Source organism: Leifsonia sp. Root112D2 (assembly GCF_001424905.1).
In the GTDB taxonomy this organism is placed as follows: Bacteria; Actinomycetota; Actinomycetes; order Actinomycetales; family Microbacteriaceae; genus Root112D2.
This window is the reverse complement of the sequence record NZ_LMCU01000001.1, coordinates 2289041-2313167: the sequence shown is the minus strand read 5'-3', so window position 1 is coordinate 2313167 and position 24127 is coordinate 2289041. Positions and strand designations below refer to the sequence as shown.

At 66.6% G+C, this 24127-nt stretch carries 18 protein-coding genes; 2 read left to right on the top strand and 16 right to left on the bottom strand.

Translation table 11 applies throughout. From position 1 onward, the window contains the following. The 3 genes from ASC63_RS10720 to ASC63_RS10710 form a co-directional block, all read right to left on the bottom strand. Complete coding sequence (locus tag ASC63_RS10720) at positions 1-1104, bottom strand: AAA family ATPase (protein ID WP_082487511.1); 1104 nt, start codon at positions 1102-1104, stop codon at positions 1-3. Next, positions 1101-1583 carry a pantetheine-phosphate adenylyltransferase gene (coaD, locus tag ASC63_RS10715; protein ID WP_055812938.1) on the bottom strand — a complete coding sequence of 161 codons (483 nt, stop codon included), beginning with the start codon at positions 1581-1583 and terminating at the stop codon, positions 1101-1103. Before coaD ends, ASC63_RS10720 begins: the two co-directional genes overlap by 4 nt. Positions 1584-1673: 90 nt before the next feature. Then, complete coding sequence (locus ASC63_RS10710; RefSeq protein WP_055812935.1) at positions 1674-3953, bottom strand: ATP-dependent DNA helicase RecG; 2280 nt, start codon at positions 3951-3953, stop codon at positions 1674-1676. Between the two features lie 195 nt (positions 3954-4148). Between ASC63_RS10710 and ASC63_RS10705 the strand changes: the two genes are divergently transcribed. Then, on the top strand, positions 4149-4730 hold the full coding sequence (locus ASC63_RS10705; protein ID WP_055812932.1) for an RsmD family RNA methyltransferase: 582 nt from the start codon (positions 4149-4151) through the stop codon (positions 4728-4730). A gap of 41 nt (positions 4731-4771) precedes the next feature. On the opposite strand, the gene thiL is transcribed toward ASC63_RS10705, so the two are convergent. Next, positions 4772-5791 (bottom strand): thiamine-phosphate kinase, encoded by a 1020-nt coding sequence (gene thiL / locus ASC63_RS10700; protein WP_235492161.1) that lies wholly within the window; start codon positions 5789-5791, stop codon positions 4772-4774. 19 nt (positions 5792-5810) lie between these two features. Here thiL and ASC63_RS10695 point away from each other — a divergent pair, with 19 nt between their 5' ends. Then, complete coding sequence (locus tag ASC63_RS10695) at positions 5811-6329, top strand: DUF3515 family protein (RefSeq protein ID WP_055812926.1); 519 nt, start codon at positions 5811-5813, stop codon at positions 6327-6329. Positions 6330-6371: 42 nt separating this feature from the next. Here the strand turns inward: ASC63_RS10695 and ASC63_RS10690 are convergent, their stop codons facing one another. The 12 genes from ASC63_RS10690 to ASC63_RS10635 form a co-directional block, all read right to left on the bottom strand. Continuing rightward, the gene (locus tag ASC63_RS10690; RefSeq protein ID WP_055812924.1) at positions 6372-6752 is read right to left on the bottom strand and encodes a hypothetical protein; all 381 of its coding nucleotides are present in this window, start codon (positions 6750-6752) and stop codon (positions 6372-6374) included. A 28-nt stretch (positions 6753-6780) separates the two neighbouring features. Continuing rightward, positions 6781-7878 (bottom strand): D-alanine--D-alanine ligase family protein, encoded by a 1098-nt coding sequence (locus ASC63_RS10685; protein ID WP_055812921.1) that lies wholly within the window; start codon positions 7876-7878, stop codon positions 6781-6783. Then, positions 7781-8938: an NAD(P)H-dependent glycerol-3-phosphate dehydrogenase gene (locus ASC63_RS10680; RefSeq protein WP_055812918.1), complete on the bottom strand. Its 1158-nt coding sequence runs from the start codon at positions 8936-8938 to the stop codon at positions 7781-7783. The genes ASC63_RS10685 and ASC63_RS10680 overlap by 98 nt, the downstream gene beginning before the upstream one ends. Beyond that, positions 8904-9662: a lysophospholipid acyltransferase family protein gene (locus tag ASC63_RS10675; protein ID WP_055812915.1), complete on the bottom strand. Its 759-nt coding sequence runs from the start codon at positions 9660-9662 to the stop codon at positions 8904-8906. The genes ASC63_RS10680 and ASC63_RS10675 overlap by 35 nt, the downstream gene beginning before the upstream one ends. Before the next feature lie 43 nt (positions 9663-9705). Beyond that, positions 9706-11076 carry a UDP-N-acetylglucosamine 1-carboxyvinyltransferase gene (gene murA / locus ASC63_RS10670; RefSeq protein ID WP_200936845.1) on the bottom strand — a complete coding sequence of 457 codons (1371 nt, stop codon included), beginning with the start codon at positions 11074-11076 and terminating at the stop codon, positions 9706-9708. Position 11077: 1 nt separating this feature from the next. Continuing rightward, a complete protein-coding gene (leuD, locus tag ASC63_RS10665) occupies positions 11078-11674 on the bottom strand; it encodes a 3-isopropylmalate dehydratase small subunit (RefSeq protein ID WP_055812914.1) in 597 nt (198 codons plus the stop codon). Beyond that, the gene (gene leuC / locus ASC63_RS10660; RefSeq protein WP_235492149.1) at positions 11674-13155 is read right to left on the bottom strand and encodes a 3-isopropylmalate dehydratase large subunit; all 1482 of its coding nucleotides are present in this window, start codon (positions 13153-13155) and stop codon (positions 11674-11676) included. The genes leuD and leuC overlap by 1 nt, the downstream gene beginning before the upstream one ends. Before the next feature lie 175 nt (positions 13156-13330). Next, on the bottom strand, positions 13331-13960 hold the full coding sequence (locus tag ASC63_RS10655; RefSeq protein WP_055812910.1) for an FHA domain-containing protein: 630 nt from the start codon (positions 13958-13960) through the stop codon (positions 13331-13333). A gap of 7 nt (positions 13961-13967) precedes the next feature. Next, the gene (locus ASC63_RS10650) at positions 13968-16400 is read right to left on the bottom strand and encodes a transglutaminase family protein (protein ID WP_055812907.1); all 2433 of its coding nucleotides are present in this window, start codon (positions 16398-16400) and stop codon (positions 13968-13970) included. Beyond that, positions 16397-17689 (bottom strand): DUF58 domain-containing protein, encoded by a 1293-nt coding sequence (locus tag ASC63_RS10645; protein ID WP_055812904.1) that lies wholly within the window; start codon positions 17687-17689, stop codon positions 16397-16399. The genes ASC63_RS10650 and ASC63_RS10645 overlap by 4 nt, the downstream gene beginning before the upstream one ends. Before the next feature lie 5 nt (positions 17690-17694). Then, positions 17695-18663: an AAA family ATPase gene (locus tag ASC63_RS10640; RefSeq protein WP_055812901.1), complete on the bottom strand. Its 969-nt coding sequence runs from the start codon at positions 18661-18663 to the stop codon at positions 17695-17697. Between the two features lie 25 nt (positions 18664-18688). Further along, on the bottom strand, positions 18689-24079 hold the full coding sequence (locus ASC63_RS10635) for an Ig-like domain-containing protein (RefSeq protein ID WP_157487656.1): 5391 nt from the start codon (positions 24077-24079) through the stop codon (positions 18689-18691). Positions 24080-24127 lie beyond the last annotated feature (48 nt).

Sequence of the window (24127 nt, the reverse complement as noted above, 5' to 3'; positions counted from 1 at the left end):
TCAGGCTGATCCGGCGCCTGTCGGCACCGGCGTGGCCGCGAGAATGCGCTCCACGATCTCGGCGACCACGCTCGAACTCTCGTGGTGATGACCCAGCGCGTGGTTGGTGGGCAGCAGCCGATGGCTGAGTACGGAGACAGCCAGGGCGTCGACATCGTCCGGCAGCACGAACTCGCGCCCCTGAAGGGCGGCGCGCGCCTTGGCCGCTCGCACGAGTTGCAGGGTGGCGCGAGGGCTCGCGCCGAGCCGCAGGTCCCGGTCGTCGCGGGTGGCACGCACCAGATCGACCGCATACTGTTTGACGGCGGGCGAGGCAAACACGGCCCGGGCAGCCCGCATCATGCCGCGCAACTCATCCGCCGTCACGACGGCAGTGATCTGGCTGAGCGGGTTGGTGATGTCCCGGGTGTTGAGCATGGCGAGTTCGGATGCGTCATCCGGGTACCCCATCGCAATGCGGGCCATGAAACGGTCGCGCTGGGCCTCCGGCAGGGCGTATGTGCCCTCCATCTCTACTGGATTCTGTGTGGCGACGACGGTGAACGGCTTCCCCAGCGGGTAGGTGGTGCCGTCAACGGTTACCTGCCCCTCCTCCATGCACTCGAGCAGTGCCGACTGGGTTTTCGGGCTTGCCCGGTTGATCTCGTCACCGATCACGATGTTGGCGAAGACCGCGCCCGGCTTGAACTCGAAACGTCGCTCGGCCTGGTTGTAGACGGAAACCCCTGTGACATCGCTCGGCAGCAGATCCGGGGTGAACTGGATGCGACTCACCGTGCAGTCCACGCTTCGCGCCAGCGCCTTGGCAAGCATGGTCTTGCCCACGCCCGGCACATCCTCGATGAGCAGGTGGCCCCCGGCGAGCAACACGGTCAGCGCCGTCTGCACCGCATCGTGCTTGCCGTCGATGACGGATTCGACGTTGGCCGTGATGGCGTCGGCGGCGCGCCGAAAGCGGTCGAGGCTTATCGTGACATCACTCTCGGCGACTGTGGTCCGGATGCGAGCGCTCTCCCCGGTTCTTTCCTCCGCGCTTTCCTCCGTGCTTTCCCCCACAGCGGAGAGGGGAAAGTCGGCTGGCTCCTGCGCCGCGAAACTGTTCATGTCTTCTGCAGGAATTCATAGACCGCCGCCGGCACATACGGCCGAACGTCGCCACCGAGCGCGGCGACCTGCCGAACCAGTGAGCTCGAGACGTGCGCGTGCGAGGGGTCGGGCAGCATGAAAACCGTCTCCACGGCGGCGAGATTGCGGTTGACGATGGCCATGGGCGTCTCGTACGCAACGTCGATCTGCGAACGGATGCCCTTGATCAGCACCTGTGCACCGACATCCGTGCAGTAGTCCACCAGAAGACCGACACTCCAGGAGGCGACGACGATAGTGCCGGCGACACCCGCGTCGGCGATGGAACGCTCAATGAGCGAAACCCGCTGGGCGATGGGCAGCAACGCGTTCTTGTCGGGGTTGTGCACGACAACAACATGCACCTCATCGAACAGCCCGGCCGCACGCTCGATCACATCGAGATGACCCAGCGTGACGGGGTCAAACGATCCAGGGACAACGGCGATCCTGTTCATAGATCTCCAGAATAGCCGGAACGGGGTTATCGTTTCGTTACAATCGGCGATCCGGTGGATGAAGCCCTGTGTGTGGGCACCGGCACGGTGTCAGTTCTTCGCCAGAAAGTCGCGTTCCGCGTCGTCCAGCCGCCGGTCGATGGCGGCCTTGAGCGCCGGATGACTCCCCAGCCCGCCCGGGGATTCCAGCACCTCGTGTGCCAGTTGCCTGGCCTCGGCGATGAGATCGCCGTCGTGGGCCACCCGAAGCAGGCGCAACGAGGAACGTCCCCCGGACTGGGTGGTGCCGAGCACATCTCCCTCGCGCCGCAGATCCAGGTCCACCTGCGCGAGTTCGAAGCCGTCGAGCGTGGCTGCCACCGCCTCGACCCGCTCCCGGGCGAGGGTCTCGGCTTCGGCGCGTGTGACGAACAGACACAGGCCGGCGACGGCGCCGCGCCCCACCCGGCCGCGCAGCTGGTGCAGCTGCGAGACCCCGAATCGGTCGGCGTCGAGAATCACCATGGCGGAGGCGTTCGGCACGTCGACGCCGACCTCGATCACCGTCGTGGCTATCAGCAGGTCGAGTTCTCCGCCGGCGAAGGCACGCATGATCGCATCCTTCTCCTCGCTGGAGAGCCTGCCGTGCAGCACTCCGATGCGCGTGCCGCCCAGCAGCGGATTGCGACGTAGTCGGGCCTCGACCGCCTCGACGGATGCGGGGCCCTCGCCTGCTGTCCCTGAGCCTGCAGAAGCGCCCGCCGCATGCGCACGATCGGGCCCTTCTGCAGGCTCGGGGACCGACCCCGCCTCGGGTACCGTCGCACTGATCGCCGGGCACACCACGAACACCTGGTGGCCGCGCTCGATCTCCTCGTGCGCGCGTTCCCAGATGCGCCGCTCCCAGCCCGGATGCTCCGCCAGCGGAACCACGAAGCTCTCGATCGCCTGACGGCCCTGCGGCAGCTCGGCGATGGTGGAGACGTCGAGGTCGCCGAAGACCGTCATGGCGATGGTGCGCGGAATCGGGGTGGCGGTGAGCACCAGCACATGCGGAGGCGTTGTGCCCTTCAATCGCAGCGCCTCGCGCTGCTCGACTCCGAAGCGGTGCTGTTCGTCCACGACCACCAGGCCCAGGTCGAAGAAGGTGACGGATTCCCCAATGAGCGCGTGTGTGCCCACGACGATGCGCGCCTGCCCCGAGACGATGCGCAGCAGCGCCCGCTTGCGTTCGGCTGTGCTGAGCTGCCCGGTGAGCAGCGTGGGCATCAGCTCGGCACACAGCTCGGGACCGAGCACCGCCGCGATGGACCGCAGATGCTGGGCCGCCAGCACCTCGGTGGGCGCGAGCAACGCGGATTGGCCGCCCGACTCGGCGACGGCGAGCATGGCCCGCAGCGCGACCAGGGTCTTGCCGCTACCGACCTCGCCCTGCACAAGCCTGTTCATCGGGGCATCCTGCCCGATGTCACTGAAGATCTCCTCGCCGGCCAGCCGCTGGTCCCCCGTGAGCGAGAACGGCAGGGTCTTCTCGAAGCGCTCGAGAAGTCCGCCGGATGCCGCTCGGCGCGGTGTCGCGGACTGCGCCCGCGCATCCGCCCTCTGGGTGAGCAACGCCGCCTGCAGCACGAACGCCTCCTGAAAGCGCAACGCGTCACGGGCGCGCTGCCAATCGGCGTCTTTCTCGGGGCGGTGCACGAGTTCGAGAGCGCGGCGGAACGGCACCAGGTCACGCGCGGTGCGCACATCTGCTGGCACCGGGTCGGGCACATCGCCAAGGCCGTCGAGCACGAGTTCGATGGCCTTCTGCGCCTGCCAGCTGGCGACACTCGCGGTCGCCGGATAGATCGGGATGGGGGTCTGCGCCCAGCGCAGCGCGGAATCCGTGTTCGCGCCCGAGAGCGGGGTCTCCTCTTCGAAGAGCTCGTAGTCGGGATGCGCGAGCTGCAGCGCTCCACGGTAGTCGGAGACCTTGCCGGCGAAGATTCCGCGCACGCCCGGCTTGAGGTCGCGTGAACGCCACGCTTGGTTGAAGAAGGTGAGCGTGAGAAAGCCCTCGCCGTCGGTGATGCGCACCTCAAGGATGGTGCCGCGCCGCGCCTTCATCGACCGTTCCCGCACCTCGCGAACCTCTGCGACGATGGTCACGTTCTCGTCGATGGGAAGCTTGGAGAGTGCCGTGAGCTCACCACGGCGCGCATAGCGACGCGGGTAATGGCTGAGCAGATCGCCCACGGTCAGCGCGCCGAAGGCCTTCTGCAGGGCACCCGCCGTGCGCCCGCCGACGGCTCCGCTGAGCCTCGTGTCGAGGTCGAAGGAGCCCGGGGCCGGTGCCGAAACCGCGGCCGGGGTCGCCGCCTCGCCCTCGGCGGGCGCGGGTGCTGCGGTCATGGTCAAAAGTCTACGGGGGCCCACCGACCCCGCCTGTCGTGTCACCACAGACCGGAAGTTTCGCGCTAAACCGGAAGATCTCGGCGATTCGTCCGGTTTAGCGCGAAATTTCCGGTGCCCGAAAAAGCAGCCGGGCGAACGGGCGGCCCTGACCGAGCGGATCCACGAAATTCCCAGTCGGATAGCGTGGGGTTCATGACCAGAATCGTGGCGGGCTTCGCGGGTTCGCTCTCCCTCGCGGTTCCGAAGTCCGGTACCCGGCCCACGAGCGATCGCGTGCGCGAGGCCATCTTCTCGGCCCTCGAGTCGCGGGACGCCCTCGCGGGGGCACACGTGCTCGATCTCTACGCGGGGTCGGGCGCGCTCGGGCTGGAGGCGGCGAGCCGGGGAGCGGCATCCGTCGTTCTGGTGGAGCGCAACGCTCCGGCCGCCGCGGTGTGCCGTCGCAATGCTGCAGCGGTACTGCGCTCTGCCCCGCGCGCCTCGGCGCTCACGATCGATGTTCGCACGAGCGGTGTACAGGGCTATCTCGAGGGTGCGGCTGTGCCCACATACCCGGTGCTCGTCGACCTGGCCATGATCGACCCGCCGTACGACTTCGACGAGGGCGAGCTCGCGCGCGCGCTCGACGCCCTCGGGCCATTGCTGGCGCCGGATGCGATAGTGCTCGTCGAGCGCAGCACCCGCTCCCCCGAACCCGGTTGGCCCGCCTCTCTCACGGTCGACCGCAGCCGCGCCTATGGCGAGACGATGCTCTGGTGGGCCCGCCCCGCCTGAGCGCCTCGCACGCGCCACCTCGCACGCGCGCTGGCCGCCGTTCAGCCGACGCGACCATCCCAGCCGCGGTACGGGTCCCATCCGCCCGGCCGGTCGTAACGCGTGCCGTCAACGTGAACGCCCTCGCCCTCGGTAACGACGCCGATGGCTCGAAATCCACCCGGCAGCGCGGCATGCGGCGGAAAACACGCGAACAGGGAGTGGTCCTCTCCCCCGTCGAGTGCCAGGCCCACGTCTTCCCCCAGCGCGGATGCCTGCAGCTCGATGGCCACGCCGCTCGCCGCCGCGACACGGCGCGCATCCAGCGCGAGCCCGTCGCTCAGGTCGAGCATCGCTGTGGCGCCCGCGATGGCCGCCAGCGGGCCGTCCGCCAGCGGCGGGCACGGGGCGAGCTGGGCGGCGATGGGTGCAGGAAACTCGGCGGCGAGCGCGGCGGCGCGCGCGGCATCCGGCTGCCCGCTGGAATCGACTCCGCGCTCGAACAGCAGGCGGAGCCCGGCGGCGGCCAGCCCCAGCTCGCCGGAGATGGCCACGATGTCGCCGGGTCGTGCGCCCGAGCGCAGCACGGGCTCTCTTCCCTCAAGATCGCCGAACGCCGTGACGGCAAGGGTGAGTGTGTCGGAGACCGACAGGTCCCCGCCGACAACGCCGCAGCCGGGAGCGAGCGCCTCGCACGCCTCCCGCAACCCATCGGCGATGCCCTCGAGATCGCTGACGGGCGTGCTCGTGGGCGCCGCGATGGCCACCACAAGGGCCGTCGGTCGCGCGCCCATGGCGGCGACATCCGAGAGATTGGTGGCGGCTGCCTTCCAGCCGAGGTCGTGCGGGCTCGACCATGCCAGACGAAAGTCGGGCCCGTGGATCATCATGTCCGTGGTCACGACGTAGCGGCCGTCGGGCGCAGAGAGCACCGCGGCGTCGTCCCCGGGGCCGACGAGCGCCGAGTCAGCTTCCGGAAGGCGCGGAAAGATGCGGCGCAGGGTCTCCAGTTCGGCGACCTCGCCGATCGTGGCCCCTGGTTCCATGCGCTCAGAGGGGTGCGCGCGCTCAGCCTTCGTCATGCATCAAACGGTAGCCTGAATGATTGTGATCCACCGACCGAGCCGCATTCGTGCGGCCCTGCTTCTGGCAGCCACCGCCACCGTCACCCTGCTGGCCGGATGCGCACCCACCGTCGCGCTCACCCCCGCGGCAGACGCGGGCTCGCCCCGTTGCGCCGATGTGACGGTGCGGCTGCCCGACACGGTAGCCGGCCTCGCGAAACGCGAGACGGACGCCCAGGCGACCGGCGCGTGGGGCACGCCCGCATCCGTTCTGCTGCGTTGCGGGGTGGCCGATCCTGGCCCCACGACGCTGCCGTGCGTCTCGGCGCTCGGCATCGACTGGGTCATCGACGATTCCAACCAGAAGGCCGTCAGCTACGTGACCTTCGGTCGCAACCCCGCCATCGAGATCGTGCTCGACCACACCAAGGTCTCCGATTCGACGGTGCTGGCCGATCTGCAGCCCGCGATCTCAACTATTCCGCAGACGAGAAAATGTCTCGATGTCTCCGACGTGAACGGCACCAACACGCCGATCCCCGCGCCGACTCCGTGAGTGCGGGACGCACTCAGCAGTAGGCAATTGCCTCAGGAATCGTCAGAAGTCCGGTGAGAGCACGCCAGCCTCATCGGCTCGGATCGGACGCAGCGTCGGTGGCGCCGGAAAGCCCAGCGAATAGTACAGCTGGGGCACGCCCACGGCGCCAAAATCGTCCTTCTTGACCGTGACGCCTGCCGGGCTCACCTCGGCGATGCGCACCCTGAGGTCCCTGCCGTCGTCGAGGGTGAGCATGTAGATGTCGGCGAGGTATCCGATGCCGAGCTCCTCGAGCGTCTCCTCCGCGGTGAGCCAGTCGACGGGGCCACCGCGCTGGCGACCCAGCAGGTCTCTCACCACGAAATCTTCGCCACGCGGAACGATCCAGCCCACGAGTTCGCGGTCGCCGCGGCGATGCTCGATCCAGTCGTCAGCCACCATGGGATGCCACGCTAGCAGCCGCCAAGCCTCAGCGACCGCGTGAGGCCAGGGCCGACTCGATCAGCTCGTCGATCAGGCGCGGGTATTCGAGGCCGCTCGCCTGCCAGCACTTGGGGAACATCGAGATCGGCGTGAAGCCGGGCATCGTGTTCACCTCGTTCACGATGAAACCGGTAGGCGTGAGAAAGAAGTCGACACGGGCGAGGCCCTCGGCCCCTATCGCCTCGAAGGCGCGCGCGGCGATGCGCTGCATCTCCCGCAGCTCGCCTTCGTTGAGCTCGGCCGGGCACACCAGCTCAATGCCGGGGGCATCCAGGTATTTGGCGGCGAAGTCGTAGAAGTCGCGGCCCGTCACCCGCACCTCGCCAGCAACGGAGACGCGGGGCGCCCCACCGTCGCGGGACTGCAGCACGCCGCATTCGATCTCGCGGCCGACAATCGCCTGCTCGATGAGCACCTTGTCGTCTTCGGCGAAAGCGATGGCAAGCGCTTCGTCGAGCTGGTTCCAGTCGTCCACGCGGCTCACGCCGACCGAGGAGCCCGCCCGGGCCGGTTTGACGAATGCGGGCAGGCCCAGCCCCATGACGCGCGTGCGCCACAGCTCGCGCCCGCGCTGCCAGTCGCCGCTCGTGACCGTGAGCCAGGGCGCCACCTCGATGCCTGCGGCCTGCAGTACGGTCTTGGTGAAGTGCTTGTCCATGCCGAGAGCGCTCGCAAGCACACCCGAACCGACGAACGGCAGATCGATGAGTTCGAGCAGGCCCTGGATGGTGCCGTCCTCGCCGTACGGCCCGTGCAGGATGGGAAAGATTACGTCCACGGCGCCGAGCGAGCGCTCGGTGCCGTCGGCCTCGCGCACCGTGAGTTCGCGGCTTGTCGCGGTCTCGGGCCAGCGCACCCGCGTGCCGTTGTCGGTGACGGAGGGCAGCGCATCCGGATTCAGCGTGAATGCCTCGGCATCGTCGCGCTCGAGAACAAAAGCGCCGTCGCGCGTGATGCCGACGGGAATGACGTCGTAGCGGTCGCGATCAATCGCGGCCAGTACCCCGCCCGCCGTCGCGCAGCTGATGGAATGCTCGCTTGAACGCCCCCCAAACAGGAGAACTACCGCGAGTTTGTCCGTCATCCGTGGTCCTTTCGCCTTGCGGCTCGTCCGAATCCGTGGTGAGATGCGGCGCGATATCTTTCGGATCGAGCGTACCCGCCAGAACCTGACTCACCTGACGCACGATGGGCATCTCCACCCCCCGCGCCTCGGCGAGTGTGAGTACCGGGCGAACGGATGCGAGACCCTCCGCCGTCTGGTTCATCTGCTTCACGACATCGGCGAAGCTGTAGCCCTGGCCGAGCAGGCGCCCCGCGGTGTTATTGCGCGACAGCGACGACTCGCACGTGGCGATAAGGTCACCGAGCCCGGCCAGCCCGGCCAGAGTCTCGGCCTGCCCGCCGTATGCCACGGCGAAGTCCGTCATCTCAACCAGGCCGCGGGTAATGATGGAGGCTTTCGTGTTCTCGCCGTAGCCCACGCCGTCGACGATGCCTATCGCGACGGCGATGAGATTCTTGAGTACGCCGCCGAATTCCGTGCCGATGACATCGGTGTTCACGAAACACTTGAAGTAAGGGTTGCTCGCCGTCATCGCCACCATCTGTGCCGTCTCCAGGCTGCTGGATGCCACGACGGCCGCCGTCGGCTGCTCACGAGCTATCTCAAGCGCCAGGTTAGGCCCGGATGCCACGGCGATGCGATCAGGATCGATCGGCAGTTCCGCGGCGATCACCTCGCTCATGCGCATTCCCGTGGCCTTCTCGATGCCCTTCATGAGGCTCACGAGAATCGTCGACTCGTTCAGCTGCGGCACGATGGCCGCGAGGTTCTCGCGTAGCGACTGGCTCGGAATGGAGATGTAGATCTGCTCGGCGCCGGAAAGCGCCTCGGAGAGCACGCTGGTCGCGCGCAGATTGCGCGGCAGGTTGATGCCGGAGAGGTAGTCGCTGTTGCGACGGGCCTCGCTGATCTCGCGCGCGAGCTCCGGCCTGCGCGCCCAGATCGTGACATCCGCCCCGCTGTCGGCGAGCACCTTGGCGAAGGTCGTTCCCCAGCTGCCGGCTCCGAGAACGGCGACACGGCGGGCCGGGGCTGGCTTGGTTTTAGGCGTCAAAACGGCCGGTCTCCTTCTGGTCATGGGCCGAGGGGTCCCAGCGATCCGCGGGAGCCTTCTCGCCGCGCAACTCCTCGAGCAGCCGCGTGATGGCATCCATGATCACCGCCGTTGCCTCGTTCAGGGTTGCCGAGTCGATAGGCCTGTCGCGAAAGGCGGAGAGGTCAACGGGGTCGCCGAATTTCATGCGTATGGTCTTGCGCGGAAAGAAGCTGATCTTCTTCGAATAGCGCGCCATGACCGCTTGCGTACCCCAGTGCGCGACGGGGATGACCGGGATGTTGTGCTGCAGCGCCATGCGGGCGGCGCCGGACTTGCCTCGCATCGGCCAGAGGTCGGGGTCGCGGGTGAGCGAGCCTTCCGGATACACAATGACGAGCTGGCCACTGTCAGCGACGCGCTCGGCGGCCTTCAGCGGCTCGCTGCCGCGCGCGGAACCCGCACGCTCAACGGGAATCTGTCCGCTCGTGCGCAAAAACCAGCCCACCACCGGCACTCGGAACAGACTGCCCTTGGCGAGAAAGCGCGGCACCCGGCCCAGTTTCCACACGACGGCACCAACCATCACCGGGTCGATCTCACTGTAGTGATTCGGCGCAATGACATACGCGCCATGCTTGGGCAATTTGTCAGCATTCTCGACCCGGAATCGGGCCATCACGGCCACAACAGGGATCACCAGCGACGCGAGCACCCAGAAGATCGAGGGGCGGGAGCGTTCGGAACGCACCCGGGGCGCCCCCGGCACTGAAGAAGACTGGGGCGCTGAAGAAGGATGGGGCACGACTTTATTATCCTTCGAGAACGAAGTCCGCTCCCAACTGCTGGAGCTTGGTGATGAAGTTTTCGTAGCCGCGGCTGATGATGCCCACGTTGCTCACCGTCGATGTTCCCTGTGCGCTGAGCGCCGCGATCAAGTGGCTGAAGCCGCCACGCAGGTCGGGAACCTCGATGTCGGCGCCGTGCAGCACACTCGGGCCGGTGATGACCGCCGAGTGGTTGAAGTTGCGCTGCCCGAAGCGGCACGGGTGGCCACCAAGGCACTCCTTGTGAATCTGGATGGTCGCCCCCATCTCCACGAGCGCGTCGACGAAGCCGAAGCGCTGCTCGTACACGGTCTCGTGCACGATGGAGACGCCCTGTGCCTTGGTGAGGGCTATCACGAGCGGCTGCTGCCAGTCCGTCATGAAGCCGGGGTGCACATCCGTCTCGATCACAACCGGCTTGAGCTCGCCGCCCGGGTGGTAGAAGCGGATGCCGTCGTCCATGATCTCGAACGCGCCACCGACCTTGCGAAACACGTTGAGGAAGGTGATCATCTCGGCCTGGCGTGCACCGCCCACGTAGATGTCGCCGTCTGTCGCGAGTGCGGCCGCGGCCCAACTGGCGGCCTCGTTGCGGTCGAACAGTGCCGTGTGGTTGTAGCCCTCAAGCCGCTCGACGCCCTCGATGTGGATCACGCGGTCGGTGTCGACCGTGATGATGGCGCCCATTTTCTGCAGAATGTTGATGAGATCCATGATCTCCGGCTCGATGGCCGCATTCTTGAGTTCGGTGATGCCCTCGGCACGCACCGCGGTGAGCAGCACCTGCTCGGTGGCGCCCACACTCGGGTACGGCAGTTCGACCTTCGTGCCCTTGAGACCGTTCGGCGCCGACATGCGGATGCCGCTGGGCAGCTTCTCGACGATGGCACCGAACCTGCGCAGCACCTCGAGGTGGAAGTCGATGGGGCGGTCGCCGATGCGGCATCCGCCCAGATCGGGAATGAACGCCTCGCCGAGACGGTGCAGCAGCGGCCCGCAGAACAGGATCGGGATGCGGCTGGAGCCGGCGTGGGCGTCGATGTCGGCCATGTGCGCACTCTCGACGTTCACCGGGTCGAGAACGAACTCGCCGGGCTCGTCGCCGTCGATGACCTTGACCCCGTGCACCTCGAGCAGCCCGCGCACGACGCGCACGTCGCTGATGTCGGGAACGTTGCGCAGAGTGCTCGGGCTTTCCCCGAGCAGGGCAGCAACCATCGCCTTGGTGACCAGGTTCTTCGCCCCGCGCACCTCGATGCGCCCCTTGAGCGGCCGACCCCCCTGGATCGTGATCTTGTCACCGGCGAGTCCCACGCTGGCACCTGCCTTCGACGCATCCGTCACGAGTGTGTTCAAACTATTTCACCGGCAATGTTTTAGGCCGCCATGCTTCGCGACGGGCTTCGAATTCTGTAATGTGCGCCTCGTCGCGCAGGGTCAGTGCGATGTCGTCCAGCCCTTCGAGCAATCGCCACCTAGTGTAATCGTCGATCTCGAATGAAACCGTGAGATCACCGATGGCGGCAGTACGTGCAACCAGATCGACGGTCGCCTCTATTCCCGGATGCGCGTCGATGGCGGCCCAGAGGCGCTGCGTGTCTTCCTCGGAAATCTGCCCCGCCAGCAGGCCCTGTTTGCCCGAGTTGCCGCGGAAGATGTCGCCGAAGCGCGGGCTGAGCACCGCGGTGAAACCGAAGTCGCGCAGTGCCCACACGGCGTGCTCACGCGAGGAGCCCGTGCCGAAGTCACTCCCGGCGATGAGAATGCCACCGTGGCGGTAGGGCTCCTGGTTGAGCACGAATTCCGGATCCTGACGCCAGGCGTAGAAAAGGGCGTCGTCGAAGCCGGTCTTGGTAACGCGCTTGAGGAACACCGCGGGGATGATCTGGTCGGTGTCGACGTTGGATCGCTTGAGCGGAACGGCCGCTCCCGTGAGAGTCGAGATCTTATCCATTACGCGTTCACCTCTCCGGCGTTCTGCAAATCCCACGGGCTCGACAGGGTGCCGCGCACGGCCGTGGCCGCCGCGACGAGCGGCGAGACCAGGTGCGTGCGACCGCCCTTGCCCTGCCTGCCCTCGAAGTTGCGGTTGCTGGTGGAGGCGCATCGCTCCCCCGGAGCCAGTTGGTCGGGGTTCATGCCCAGGCACATCGAGCAACCGGCGAAGCGCCACTCTGCACCGAAGTCGGTGAAGATCTTATCGAGTCCCTCGGCTTCGGCCTCGAGCCGCACGCGGGCCGAGCCCGGCACGACCATGACGCGAACGCCCTCGGCCTTGGTGCGGCCTTGAATGACGGATGCGAACGCGCGCAGGTCTTCGATGCGGCTGTTCGTACACGAGCCCATGAAGACGGCGTCGACGCGAATATCCTTCATCGGCGTTCCCGCCGCGATGTCCATGTACTCGAGCGCGCGCTCAGCGGCGGAACGGTCGTTGGCATCTGCGTAACTCGAGGGATCGGGCACCGACTCGCTCAGCGACACCCCCTGGCCCGGATTCGTTCCCCAGGTCACGAAGGGCTCGAGCTCGTTCGCGTCGAGGTAGACCTCGGCGTCGAACACCGCGTCGTCATCGGTCACCAGGGTCTTCCAGTATTCGACCGCGTCGTCCCAGTCCTGACCGGCCGGCGCGTGCGGCCGCCCCTTCAGGTAGGCGAACGTCGTCTCATCCGGAGCCACCATGCCGGCACGTGCCCCGGCCTCGATGGACATGTTGCAGATCGTCATTCGGCCCTCCATGGAGAGCGCCCGAATGGCGCTGCCGCGGTACTCCAGCACGTAGCCCTGACCGCCGCCGGTGCCGATCTTCGCGATGACGGCGAGAATGATGTCCTTGGCCGTCACTCCGGGGCGCAGTTCGCCCTCCACCGTGATGGCCATGGTCTTGAACGGCTTGAGCGGCAGCGTCTGCGTGGCCATGACATGCTCGACCTCGCTCGTGCCGATGCCGAAGGCCATGGCACCGAACGCGCCATGCGTCGAGGTGTGCGAATCGCCGCAGACAACGGTGATTCCGGGCATGGTGAGCCCCAGCTGCGGCCCCACAACGTGAACAATGCCCTGCTCGATGTCGCCGAGCGAGTGCAGGCGTACGCCGAACTCCTCGCAATTGGTGCGCAGCGTGTCGATCTGGGTGCGGCTGGTCAGGTCGGCGATAGGCCTGTCGATGGCGAGCGTCGGTGTGTTGTGGTCTTCGGTGGCAATGGTGAGATCGGGGCGACGCACCGGCCGCCCGGCCATGCGCAGCCCGTCGAAGGCCTGCGGGCTCGTGACCTCGTGCACCAGGTGCAGGTCGATGTAGATGAGGTCGGGGCTGCCCTCTTCGCCCTTGACGACGAGGTGGTCGGCCCAGATCTTCTCGGCCAGCGTGCGCGAGGCCGGCGTTTCGGAAGGCGGTGTGTGCGAAACGCGTGCGATATCCGCTTCGATGCTCATGTGTTCGTTCTCCTTGGATGAATGGTGGTCAGCCGACAACAAACTCCGCGACGAGGGAGGCCTGGATAACTAGGACTCGTCGCGGCAGCTAAGGAGAAGCAGACCGAACAACACCGTTCCAGATTATCACTTCGCCGCAGTATCGGCGGTAGAGCTGTTATTGGCGGTAGAGCTGTTATTGGCGGTAGACCTGAATGCGGTATCGGCCGAGTTCCACGGTTGCACCGGGCGCCACCGAGAAACGGATGCCCGGCTCCAGGATGGTTTCCTCGCCCGACGCGTCGTAGACGGCCACTCCGTTGGTGGAATGCAGATCGGTGACCCAGAGTTCGTCACCGCTGCAATCGATGGCCGCGTGGGTCTTCGACACCGACTTCTCTGGGTCGTTGATGCGCACGAGCGAGGCCGATTGCCACGACTCAACCCGGCCCGGGTCGCGACCAAGCAGCAACGTGCCTGAGGCGTGGATGACCGAACCGTCGTGCAGGGTGAGGCTCCACTGCGGCGGCGCGCTGGTGCGCTCCTGTGCACGCGGTGGCCGTGCCGGTGCCTGCGGTTCCGGTTCGACGGCGGCGGGCTGCTCGGCTGGCGCCTCAGCCTCCGCATCCCGGGGCGGCGGCTGCACCGTGTTCTCTTCCACGCTCGGCTTCGGCGTCGCGGCCGGCGGCGCAATGCCGCCCGGCCCGGCCGGCACGAAGACCGGCAGGCTCGGCCGGCGGTCGGTGAGGCGCACCGTTTCGGAGGTCTCGGTGGGGCTGGAAGGAATCAGCCCGGGCGGCGGTGTGATGAATCCTGGCTTGTCCACTCGATCATCATAGGGCGGAGGCGGCGGCCTCTGCCCGTGCCCTTCTGCCCGGGCGCTGGGCACGTTTGCGCTCATGACGCGAGCGCCGACGGAATCGGAATGACGCGATACGACGACGCAACCAGCCCGCGGATGTGCGCGAGGCCGCCGTTGCGGCATCCGCCTGCTGCCAGAGTTCGTTCGCCGTCTGCTCATCCACCTCGACACCCGAGAAGACCGCGGCGTCGACGTGTGCCGCCAGCGGCTGCAGGCCGTTCTCGGGCAGCGCGAGCCCCTGCTCGGCGGCCTGGGCGTCGATGGAGAGCGCCGTCTGGATTCGCGTCGACCTCCCGGGAATCTCCATGCCCAGTTCGCCGTATTCGTCTGCGAGTTCATCCCAGGCGCCGGCGGCGCGCAGATGCGGCGCCCCGGTGCGCAGTCGACGGCGGCGACGCGCTCGCTTGAGGCCCGCGATGATGAGGAACGGAATGAAGTATGCCGCCAGCGGAATGCCGACGACGCCCGCGACCCAGTATGCCCAGACAGGAACCTCGAAGCCCTTCTTCTTGTCCTTCGGGTTCTTGTCGCTGATCTTCACCGGGGTGAGCAGTTCGTCCTGCTTCTGGTTCGACCGCGGCGGCTGGCGTACCTGGGGCTGCGGTTCGAGCTTCGGCTTGGTGGTCTGCTCCTTCGGAGCATCCGTCTTCGTCGGTGTGGGGTAGAAGGGTACCCAGCCGACGCCCTCGAATGCGACCTCGTCCCAGGCCGTGACGTCGCTGCCCTTGACGGTGACGACGGTGTCGCCCTTCTTCACCTTGGGCGCGAATCCCATCACCACCCGCACCGGGTAGCCCAGGTGTCGGGCCATCAGCGCGAACGCGGATGCGTACTGCTCCTGGTCGCCGACCATCGGCTCCTTGGAGAACAACTCGGCCATGCGGTCGGCGCCCTCCCCCGCGCGCGACGGCACGGGGTCGCTGGCCAGGCCATGGCTGAGATAACCGACGGTCTTCAGCGAGCGTTCGATGTTGCGCAGTTGCTGGATGGCACTCTTGGCACTGCCCGCATACTCCTCGGCCTTGGCGGAGACCACGTCCGGCACATTCGACACCGGGGGCATCTGCAGACGCGCTACCGGCACATCCGCCAGCTTCTTGTCGTTGGGAATCACGGGCTCGGTGACACCGACCGTGTATTTCATGCCCTTGCTCACACCGCTGGTCACCGCCGCGGTGCCTGTCGTGGTGTTGATGCGCACCGTCGTCGTGGGGTCAACGCCGGTGAAGGCGGTGAAGTCCAGGGTCGAGGGATATTCCGAGGTGGGCAGCCAGACATCGTCATAGCCCCTGATGGTGAACGAGAGGTCGGATGCCGCACCCACCTTCGACAGCGGCGGCCGGGGAATGTCACGCCCCAGCAGCTCGAAACCGCCCGAGCCCTTCGTCTGCGTCTCGGGGCCGGCAACACTCCACACCTGGCCGTCGTAGCTGTCGAGCGCGGCCATCTGGATTTTCTGGCCCTCGCTGAGCCCCGTGACCTGGAACAGATCGGTCTTGGCGCCCGCCTTCGTGAAGTTACGGAATCCCGAGAGCGGACTCGGGTAGTTGAGCGGATCGAACGGAGGAGTGACCTCCTGCCGCAACACGAAGCGCGAACTCGCCGGTGGCGCGAGGATGATTCCCCCTGCCCCGCCAACCACCACGGCACCCAGCACCACCACAGCGACGCCGATGAGCTTGCGCCGCCTGACAGCGCCGTCGACCGTGATGGCCACCGCACCCTGCTGCTTGCGCCTCCAGCCCAGCCACACCAGGGCAATTGACGCGAAGGCGACGCCGCGCACGCCGGCCAGGTAGGCCTCGCTGGTACCGAGCAGGATGCCCGCCAGATACAGCGCGGCCGGCGCTATCAGCAGCACACTGGCACGCAGCGGAGTGCGCGGCTTGCGCGGCAGCCACCGCAGGGCAAGGCTGACGCAGAGCAGCGAGACGAGCCAGGTGGCGAAATATGGCACCACGGCAATGTAGGCCGGTGCCTGCACCGGGGTCTGCAGCGTGACGATGTCGGACCAGCCGAACACCGCACCCTGCACCAGCCCGGCCAGGCTCATGCCGCTCGGCAGCACGCCGGCGATGGTGTGTGCCGGCATGGTCAACGGCGATCCGAACACGAAGTACAGCAGCAACGCCACCAGAACCGTGGGCAGGACACTGATGCGCAGCAGATAACAGCCCAGCGCGGCGACGGTGCCGACGATGAGACCGCCGAACGCGGCCAGTAGGTAGTTGTATGGCCCGAACGCCGGCTCGAAGCCCACGATGGCGACGAGGCTCAGCACGCTCACAACCGCGAGATCGATCCACGTGTTGCGGGAGACGGCCGCGAGAGCGCCGCCGATGCCGCCGATGCCGCCGCGCCCCGTGGCTGTCGTCGTGGCGGTCGTGGTAGCTGTCGCGCTCATCGGCCGGTCCGATCGAGAATGGCGGGAAGATCGCTGAGCTTGCCGACGGTGGCCAGCATTGTTCCTCCGATTTTGGCGAGCGCCGGTTGCGCTCCCAGCTCGACCCGAACGGCAATCAGCACGGTGTCCTGGCCGTACAGCGTCGAGACGGAACGCACCTCCTGAGTGGATGCCTGCGAACCGACCACGACGACCGTCAGTGACGGCACCGGCAGCTTGCGCGTCGCGGCGCGCACGAAATCCCGCAGGCTCGCGTGCTCGCCCGAGACGGGCTGGATGCGGCAGGAATCATCGAGCAGCGCGGTGACGCTGCGATTGCGCAACGTGGCCTTCTCCCAGACCACGTTGAGATTGGTCTTCTCTCGAATCACCTGGCTGCCGATCGACGCCATCACCGAAATCGCGAGTTCGAATTCGTCATCCGAGGCGTAGTGGGTGGTCTCGGCGCTCTGCACGAGCAGCAATTGGGAGCGCCGGGTCTCCGTGTACTGGCGAACCATGAGTTGGCCGGTGCGCGCGGAGGTGCGCCAGTGCACATTGCGAATGTCGTCGCCCGCCTCGTACTGGCGCAGGGCGTGGAAGGCGAGGTCGCTGTTGGTGATCACGGCGCTGGTCTGGCCCTCGAGGTCACGCACGAGGCCGCGCGCGGTGGCGAGCAGGCGGGTGGTCTGTGGGTGCACGAAGAGTTCGACCTGTTCCGTCCAGCTCACGGTGCGCCGCACGATACCGAGCTGGTCGCCGCGCACCGAGATGGCCGGCCCGGCCAGAATCAGGGCGCGCCGGTGCGTTGGCATGGCGAACAGTTCTTCGCTCTCTGCCCCGGGCGCCAGGCGCGGCACCATGAACTCGGCAACGCCGGCGCCGACGGGCAGTTCCATGCGCGTGGGCAGCACCGCCCTGCCACCCGAGTTCGTGACAAGCATGCGGCCGAGGGCGCGATCACCCGCCACCACGCGACGTGGGTTCAGTTCGATGAGCACGGAGTACGTGGAGCGCCCGAAGACGAAGCACACCGCGATGAGAAAGCCGGCGAGCAGCGTGGCGCCCAGGAAGGTGAATTCCACCCAGCCCAGCACGATGCTCAGCAGAAAGGAAACGGCCGCGGCGGCCAGCACCAGCCAGCCGATGGTGCTGACGGCGGATGCGGCCGGCCCCAGCACGCGCCTGATCGCGGCCCATGCGGGCGCGAAAACGCCCAGCAGGCCGCGCAGCCCCGACAGCATGGCGCGCCACAGTTGCCGCAGAGCCTGCAGCGTCTGCGACGGTGTTCGTGTCTGAGCGTCGGTCATCGTGTTCAGGCGGCCCGGTATGCCGGCGGTTCCACCTCGACGATGGCGCGACCGACGATCTCGGCTCCGGTCACACCGGCGAACTCGGACTCGGGGTCGACGATGATGCGGTGGGCCAGCACCGGCTCGGCGAGTTCACGCACGTCATCGGGGGTCACGAAGGTGCGGCCTGCGGCGATCGCCCACGTCTTGACGGCCCGTGCGAGCGCGAGCGCACCGCGGATGCTCACGCCGAGCGCGGCATCCTTGTCGTTGCGGGTCGCCGAAACGATCTCGCTCACGTAGCCCATGACGGAACCGTCCACGTGCACCTCACTGGCGAGCTTCGCCATCGTCACTATCGACTCGGAGGCGATGATCGGCTGGATGGCGGATGCGCGTGCGCGGTTCGACGAATCCATGAGCAGGCTCACCGTCGTGTCGTGGTCGGGATAGCCGAGCGAGGTCTTGATGAGAAAGCGGTCGAGCTGGGCCTCGGGCAGCGAGTAGGTTCCGGCCTGCTCAACGGGGTTCTGGGTGGCGATGACCACGAAGGGCGCACCGACGGGGTGGCCGACGCCGTCGACCGTGACCACGCCCTCCTCCATGACCTCGAGCAGCGCACTCTGCGTCTTGGGGCTGGCCCGGTTGATCTCGTCTGCCAGCACCACCGAGGCGAAGATCGGCCCGGGGTGAAACTCGAAGCGACCATTGCTCTGGTCATAGATGGTCACACCCGTGACATCCGAGGGCAGCAGGTCGGGGGTGAACTGGATGCGCGAGTGCGTGCCGTCCACCGTGTTCGCGAGCGCCTTGGCGAGCACGGTCTTACCCGTTCCCGGCACGTCTTCCAGCAGCACATGGCCGTCGGAGAGCATCGCGGTGAGCACGAGACGAATGGTGTGCTGCTTGCCCAGGATTGCCTGGTCGACGTTGCCGACCAACTGAGTGAATGCGGTCTGGAACCAGTCGGCCTGTTCCTGTGTTACTGCCATGTCATCTCTTTCTTGTCGTGTTTCATCACAATCCATTACTCGTCACCGGAAGCGAGTCCCAGCTGGTCGTGCTCGCCGTGAAGTCGACTTTTCCATTGAAAGCCACCTGAATGAGGTCGCTGTTGCGCCTGCCGAGGGTGCCGTAGCTGCAGACTGTTCCGCTGCCGCTCAGGGTGATGGAGCGGGAGCTCGCCCAGCCCGAGTCACCGTTGATGAGCGGCGTGATGACGTAGGTGTCGTATGGCACGTTCGAATAGCTGGCACAGAGCATGTGTCTGCCGTTGTTCGGCTGCCCCTTGACGACGGATGCGCTCGGCTTCTTCGGCGGGTCCGGCGGCTTGTTCGAGACGCCGAACTTCGCCGACGTCACGATGCCGCTCGTCTTTCCGCTGCCGTCATTGCGCGCCTGCACCTCGAAAGAGTATGTTCCAGCACCGACCGAGCGCGTATTCGTGCTCATCGCGTGCGTCCAGCCGCTCCATGGGTCAGTCGCAAACTTGTACCGATAGCTCACCGCTCCCCCACCGCTGGTGCTCGATGCACCCCAAGCCAAGTGCAGGGTTGTCGGCGCAAACCCACCGTTGTTTTTGATCGTCGCACTCGAGGGTGCACTCGGCGTTCCATACGGTATCACCGACGCGCTCGATGCTGAAGGCGCGCTCTGCCCGTCGGAGTTGACCGCCCGCACGGTGAAGTTGTACGAGTCGCCGTTCGTCAGGCCCGTCGCGGTGAACGTGCCCGGCCCGTTCATCGTGCCTAATCCCCCGTTTTTCCAGGAGATTCGGTACTGCGTCACCGTCTTGCCGTTGTCGCTCCTCGGTGCGGCGATGGTCATGGTCGCCGTCGCATCCGTGGCCTTCACGGTGCTCGGAGCGGGCGGCGCATCCGGAACATCGTGGATGGTGACGGTGAGCTGGCCGACCTGGTTGCGCTGCTTGTCCTTCGTACCGTCCTGCACCACGTACTGGATGTTGACCCGGCCGGTCGAGGCGGCCGTGCCGGCCTGCATTGTGATGGATGACGCCGTACGCGACACCGTGACACCGTTCGGGGCGCTCACCGCTGAGGCGCTGAGGATCACGAGCGGCTTGTTGGGGAAGGGGTTGATCCAGTAACCGGTTCCCACGGCATCGCTGAGCGTCACGCCGCCCGCGGTGCCGCGACGCAACTCGAGCTGCTGCGGCGCACTCTTCTGAGAGGCGACGGGGCGGGTCGATGACACGACCGTCACCTTCACCGAGCCGGGCACCGAGAACGCCTTGTACTTCATGGTGAAGGTGAGTTTTGCGGTTGCTCCGGGCTGCACACCGAGCGGGGCGGAGATGGTCAGCATGGATCCGCCGAGGCTCGCCACGACCGACGATGTGGCGCCCTTGAGTCCCGAATAGCTGAGCTGCTCGAGAACCTTCGGATTCGGGTGGTAGCTGGAATCGCGCAGATCGATCGTCTGCGCCTTCTCCCCCGCCTCGATCTTCACCGCGGGCGGCGTGAAGGTGGGCGCGACGTCACTCTGATCGGCGCTGCCGACCGTGATCGGCAGGGTGAGCAGGGTGAGGCGATCCGTCGTGGCGCCGTCATCGCGCCCGTCATTGACCTCGAAGGTGATGGCGGCAGGACCGCGGTAATCCTTCGCTGCTTTAAACGTCAGGGTCTGCGCATCCTGATACGGGGTCACCGTGCTGTTGGTGGCGGATGCCCCGTCCGGCCCGCTGAGCTTCGCCGACCGTTTCGAGGGAACGTCGATGATGTCGGAGAGCTTCCAGGTCTTTTCACCGTTCATCGTGACCACCTGCTGTGCAAGGTTGGCCTTGATGTGCGGCGGCGCGGTGGGCGCCTTGACCGGCGCAGGGCTGTTCGACGGCTTCGGTGTATTCGGCTTCTCGCCCGGTTTCGTCGGCTGCGGCTTCGAGCCGGGTTTGGCCGGAACGATGATGAAAGCCTTGCCCGCGAGCCCGCTGACGGTATCGGTGAGCGAATAGGTAATGGCCAGACGGTGGTCGGATGGCTTCACCACCACGGTGCCGTCACCGGCGACGCTAGCAGAATTCGCGTTCTCACCCTCGACGGCGACCGTCAAGTCACCCGCGAGGCCGGAAGGATTATGCGCCCCGCTCAACACGTCCACGGGAACGCTCGACCTCTTGGTCACCTGCTGCACGGTGAGAATGTGGTCAGCCGCGGTCGGATAGATCGGGGTGGCATCCTTCGTCACCAGCACCTGGATGAACGCCGTCGCCGAACCACCCTGACCATTGCTGATCTGGTAGCGCACCACGAAAGCGCCTTCCTGGGGCGGCGCAGTCACCAACACATTGCCGCCCGAAACCGTCGCCTTCAGCGGCAGCTGCACCTCGGGCAGCTTCGGCAGCAGACTGATCACGTAGCCATTGGGGTCGGAATCGTTCAGCAGCACGGGCACCGAAGCCACCTTGCCCGGCTTCACCTCGACGCGGTCGTCAACAGCCGTCGGCGGCTTGGGTGTAATCGGCCTCGGCACCACACCGATGTTCACGGTTCCGGTGGCCGTGGCGCCATAGACATCCCGCACGGTATAGGTGAAGGTTTCGGTGCCGAGCGACGTCGGGTACGCCTGATACGTGAACGAGGCGGTCGTCACATCCGCCACCCGGCCCAGCGTCGGCGCCGTCGCGATGCCGTCCAGGGTGACCGAGTCACCATCCGGATCGATGCCGTTGAGCGGAATGACGACCTCGACTGCCGAGCCGGCGAAGGCGCGTGCGGTGAGCTCCTCGGGCCGCGGTGGGCGATTCTTCACGCCGTCGTCGGCGGTGACGGTGAAGGTCACGGTGGCGGCCGCGATCTGCATGAACTTGTCGGTGATGCCGTAGCTGACGCTGTAGACACCGGCCTTGCGCGGGGCCTGGTAGCGCGCCAGGGATTCGCTCACGAAGGCGGTGCCGCCGGGGCCGGCCTTCGAGGTGTCCTTCAACGTCGCATCGAGCGTGAACGGCTCGTTGTCGGGAGAGCTGTCGTTGGCCAGCACCGGCACGCTGGCGATGTCTCCGGCGCGCACCGTCACCGCATCGTCTTCGGCGACGGGAGGCTGGTGGTTGACCAGCGGGGGGATGGGCACCACCGTAATGCCCGCGGTCGAGGTGGAGTAGCCATCCGAGATGGTATAGCTCAACTGCAGCTGACGAGCCAAGACACCGGGGGCGGTGATTCTGACGACCGCGTTGGCCAGCACCTCGACGTTGAGCCCGTCCGCGTCTGCACTGTCGCCTTTGCTGACGGACTGCACCACCAGCACGCGACCGGATGGCGAGACGTCGTTCTCGAGCAGGTTCACCGTGGTCGGCTCCCCCGGCCGCACGTACGCGATGTCTTTCACAGCGATCGGCGGCGCCCTGGTGGTCGGCGGCTCCGTCACATCCACGCGCACGACACCCTTACTCGTGTGCGAACCCGCGGCCAGGGTGTACGTCAGATAAAAAGCCCCGGCGGAATCGGAGTGCAGGGAGATGGTTCCGCGGTCCTGATCGACGGTGACGGCCGCCGCAGCGCCCTCGCTGAGCCTCGCGTCGACGAGCGAGAGCGGGCTGCCCGCCGGCGAGACATCGTTCTCGAGCGGATGAATGGTGACCGACGAGCCGCTGCGCGCCGTCGCGAAGTCGGGTACAGCCACCGGGTCGAGGGAGTCGGCGGGCTTGACGGTGACGTCCAGGTTTCCCGTCGCCGTGACGCGGCCATCCGAGATCGTGAACGCCACCTTCTTGGCGCCGGTCTGTCCGGTCTTGCTCGTGAAGGTGACGAAACCGTCCGGCGTGAACTGCACGGCATCCGCCGTCGTGGATGCCGCGCCCACCAGATAGATCGCGTCACCATCGGGGTCGATCCAGTCGTTCAGTACGTTGTACTGAATCGACTGGCCGACCTCAACCGTCGTCGTGCTCGTACGGGTCATCACCGGCGCGGCGTTGAGCGTGTTCGGCCTCAGCGTCACGTTTACCTGCGCCGTGGCATATGCCTTCCGGCCGTCGGTCATCGTGTATCTGAAGGAGACCGTCGACGATGCCGTTGCCGCCGGGGTGAACTGCACCGCCCTGCCGCCGTCGATGAGATCGAGCCGGCCCTGCCTGGCCTCGATCGGGTCGACCTTGGTGATGGTGAGAACGTCGCCGTCGGCATCCGTGTCGTTGCTGAGCAGCGGCAGAACCGTCGTGCGATTCGGGCGCACGCCGAAGGTGTCGGGCACGGCGACCGGCGGCTGGTTGATCGTCGCGCGGTGCGCGACAGCGTCTTCGAATGACGCCTTGACCGGGCGTTCCTTGCCCTTGTCGCCGTCTTTGGTCACCTGGTCGGGGTTCACCTGCGCCCAGTTGTTGACCAGCCGCATATTCGAGGAGACGATCCAGGCGTTGCCGTCCTGCAGATTGTTCAGGGCTATCACGCCGTGATTCACGCGAAAGACGACATCGTCGCCCTGCACCGCCTGTTCGATGTCCTGTGCGACGGGCTTCGCGCCATCGCAGGCGTAGAGGTATTTCTGCGCGCCAGCCCAGGCGCCGTATGCGCAGCCGTTCAGGTAGACGGGGGCCGAGACATTCCTCTCTCCCGTGACGGCACTCTGCAACTCGGCGTCGAGCGTCTGCGGCTTGTCGCCGTTCAGCGGCACCCGCAGCAGTCCTGTTCCCGTTGCGACGAGCGCCATTTCGCTCTCGGGCCCGGCCTGCTGGATGCGCAGACCCTTCGCCGGCAGCTTCTGCGCCGAGCCGCTCTCGGTGACGAGGGTGTTCGCGGCGGTGTCGAGCACAATGGGACGGTCGCCGACCGCCGAGAGTTGGTAGTGCTTCAGCGCCGGAAATGGTGCGGTCGTGACCATGGCGCCGGGGCGCTGAATCGTCACGAGCTTCTTCGAGCTCGGCGCGACAGCGAACACCACGCCCGACTTGCTCACCGTCACTTGAGCATTCGTGCCGAGTTTGGCGGCCGGCGGGGTTGCTGCCTGGTCGAAGGTGAGATGAGTGGAGGTGTCGAGCACCCAGAGCTCGCCCTGCGTCGAGAGGATCGCGAGGGTGTCATTGCCGTAGGCCAGCTGCGCGCCGACCGGAACCGTGATCTTCTCCGTCAACGATACGAACGCCGGATCGATGACCTGCACCGAGCCCTGCGAGGCATCCGTCAACAGCGTCGCCCCGCCATCCTGCAACACATCCAGACGGCTCGAAGAACCGTTCACTTTCGCGTCGAGTTCGCCGATCTGATGGTTGATGCGACCGCCCAAAAGCGCCTTACCGTTCGTCACCCACACGTTCCGCGTGTTCAGATTGACATCGGTGACGGGGTAGCCCGGGTGCAGCACGGCCAGCGACACCGGCACGCCGGCAAGCACGGCGAGCACGATACCGGATGCGAGAGCCTTGCGCCCGCGCAGCCACGACGTGAACGCCCCCACGAACTCCCCCGAATTCACAAACCTTGACTGCCCCTGAACGGGGGTGCT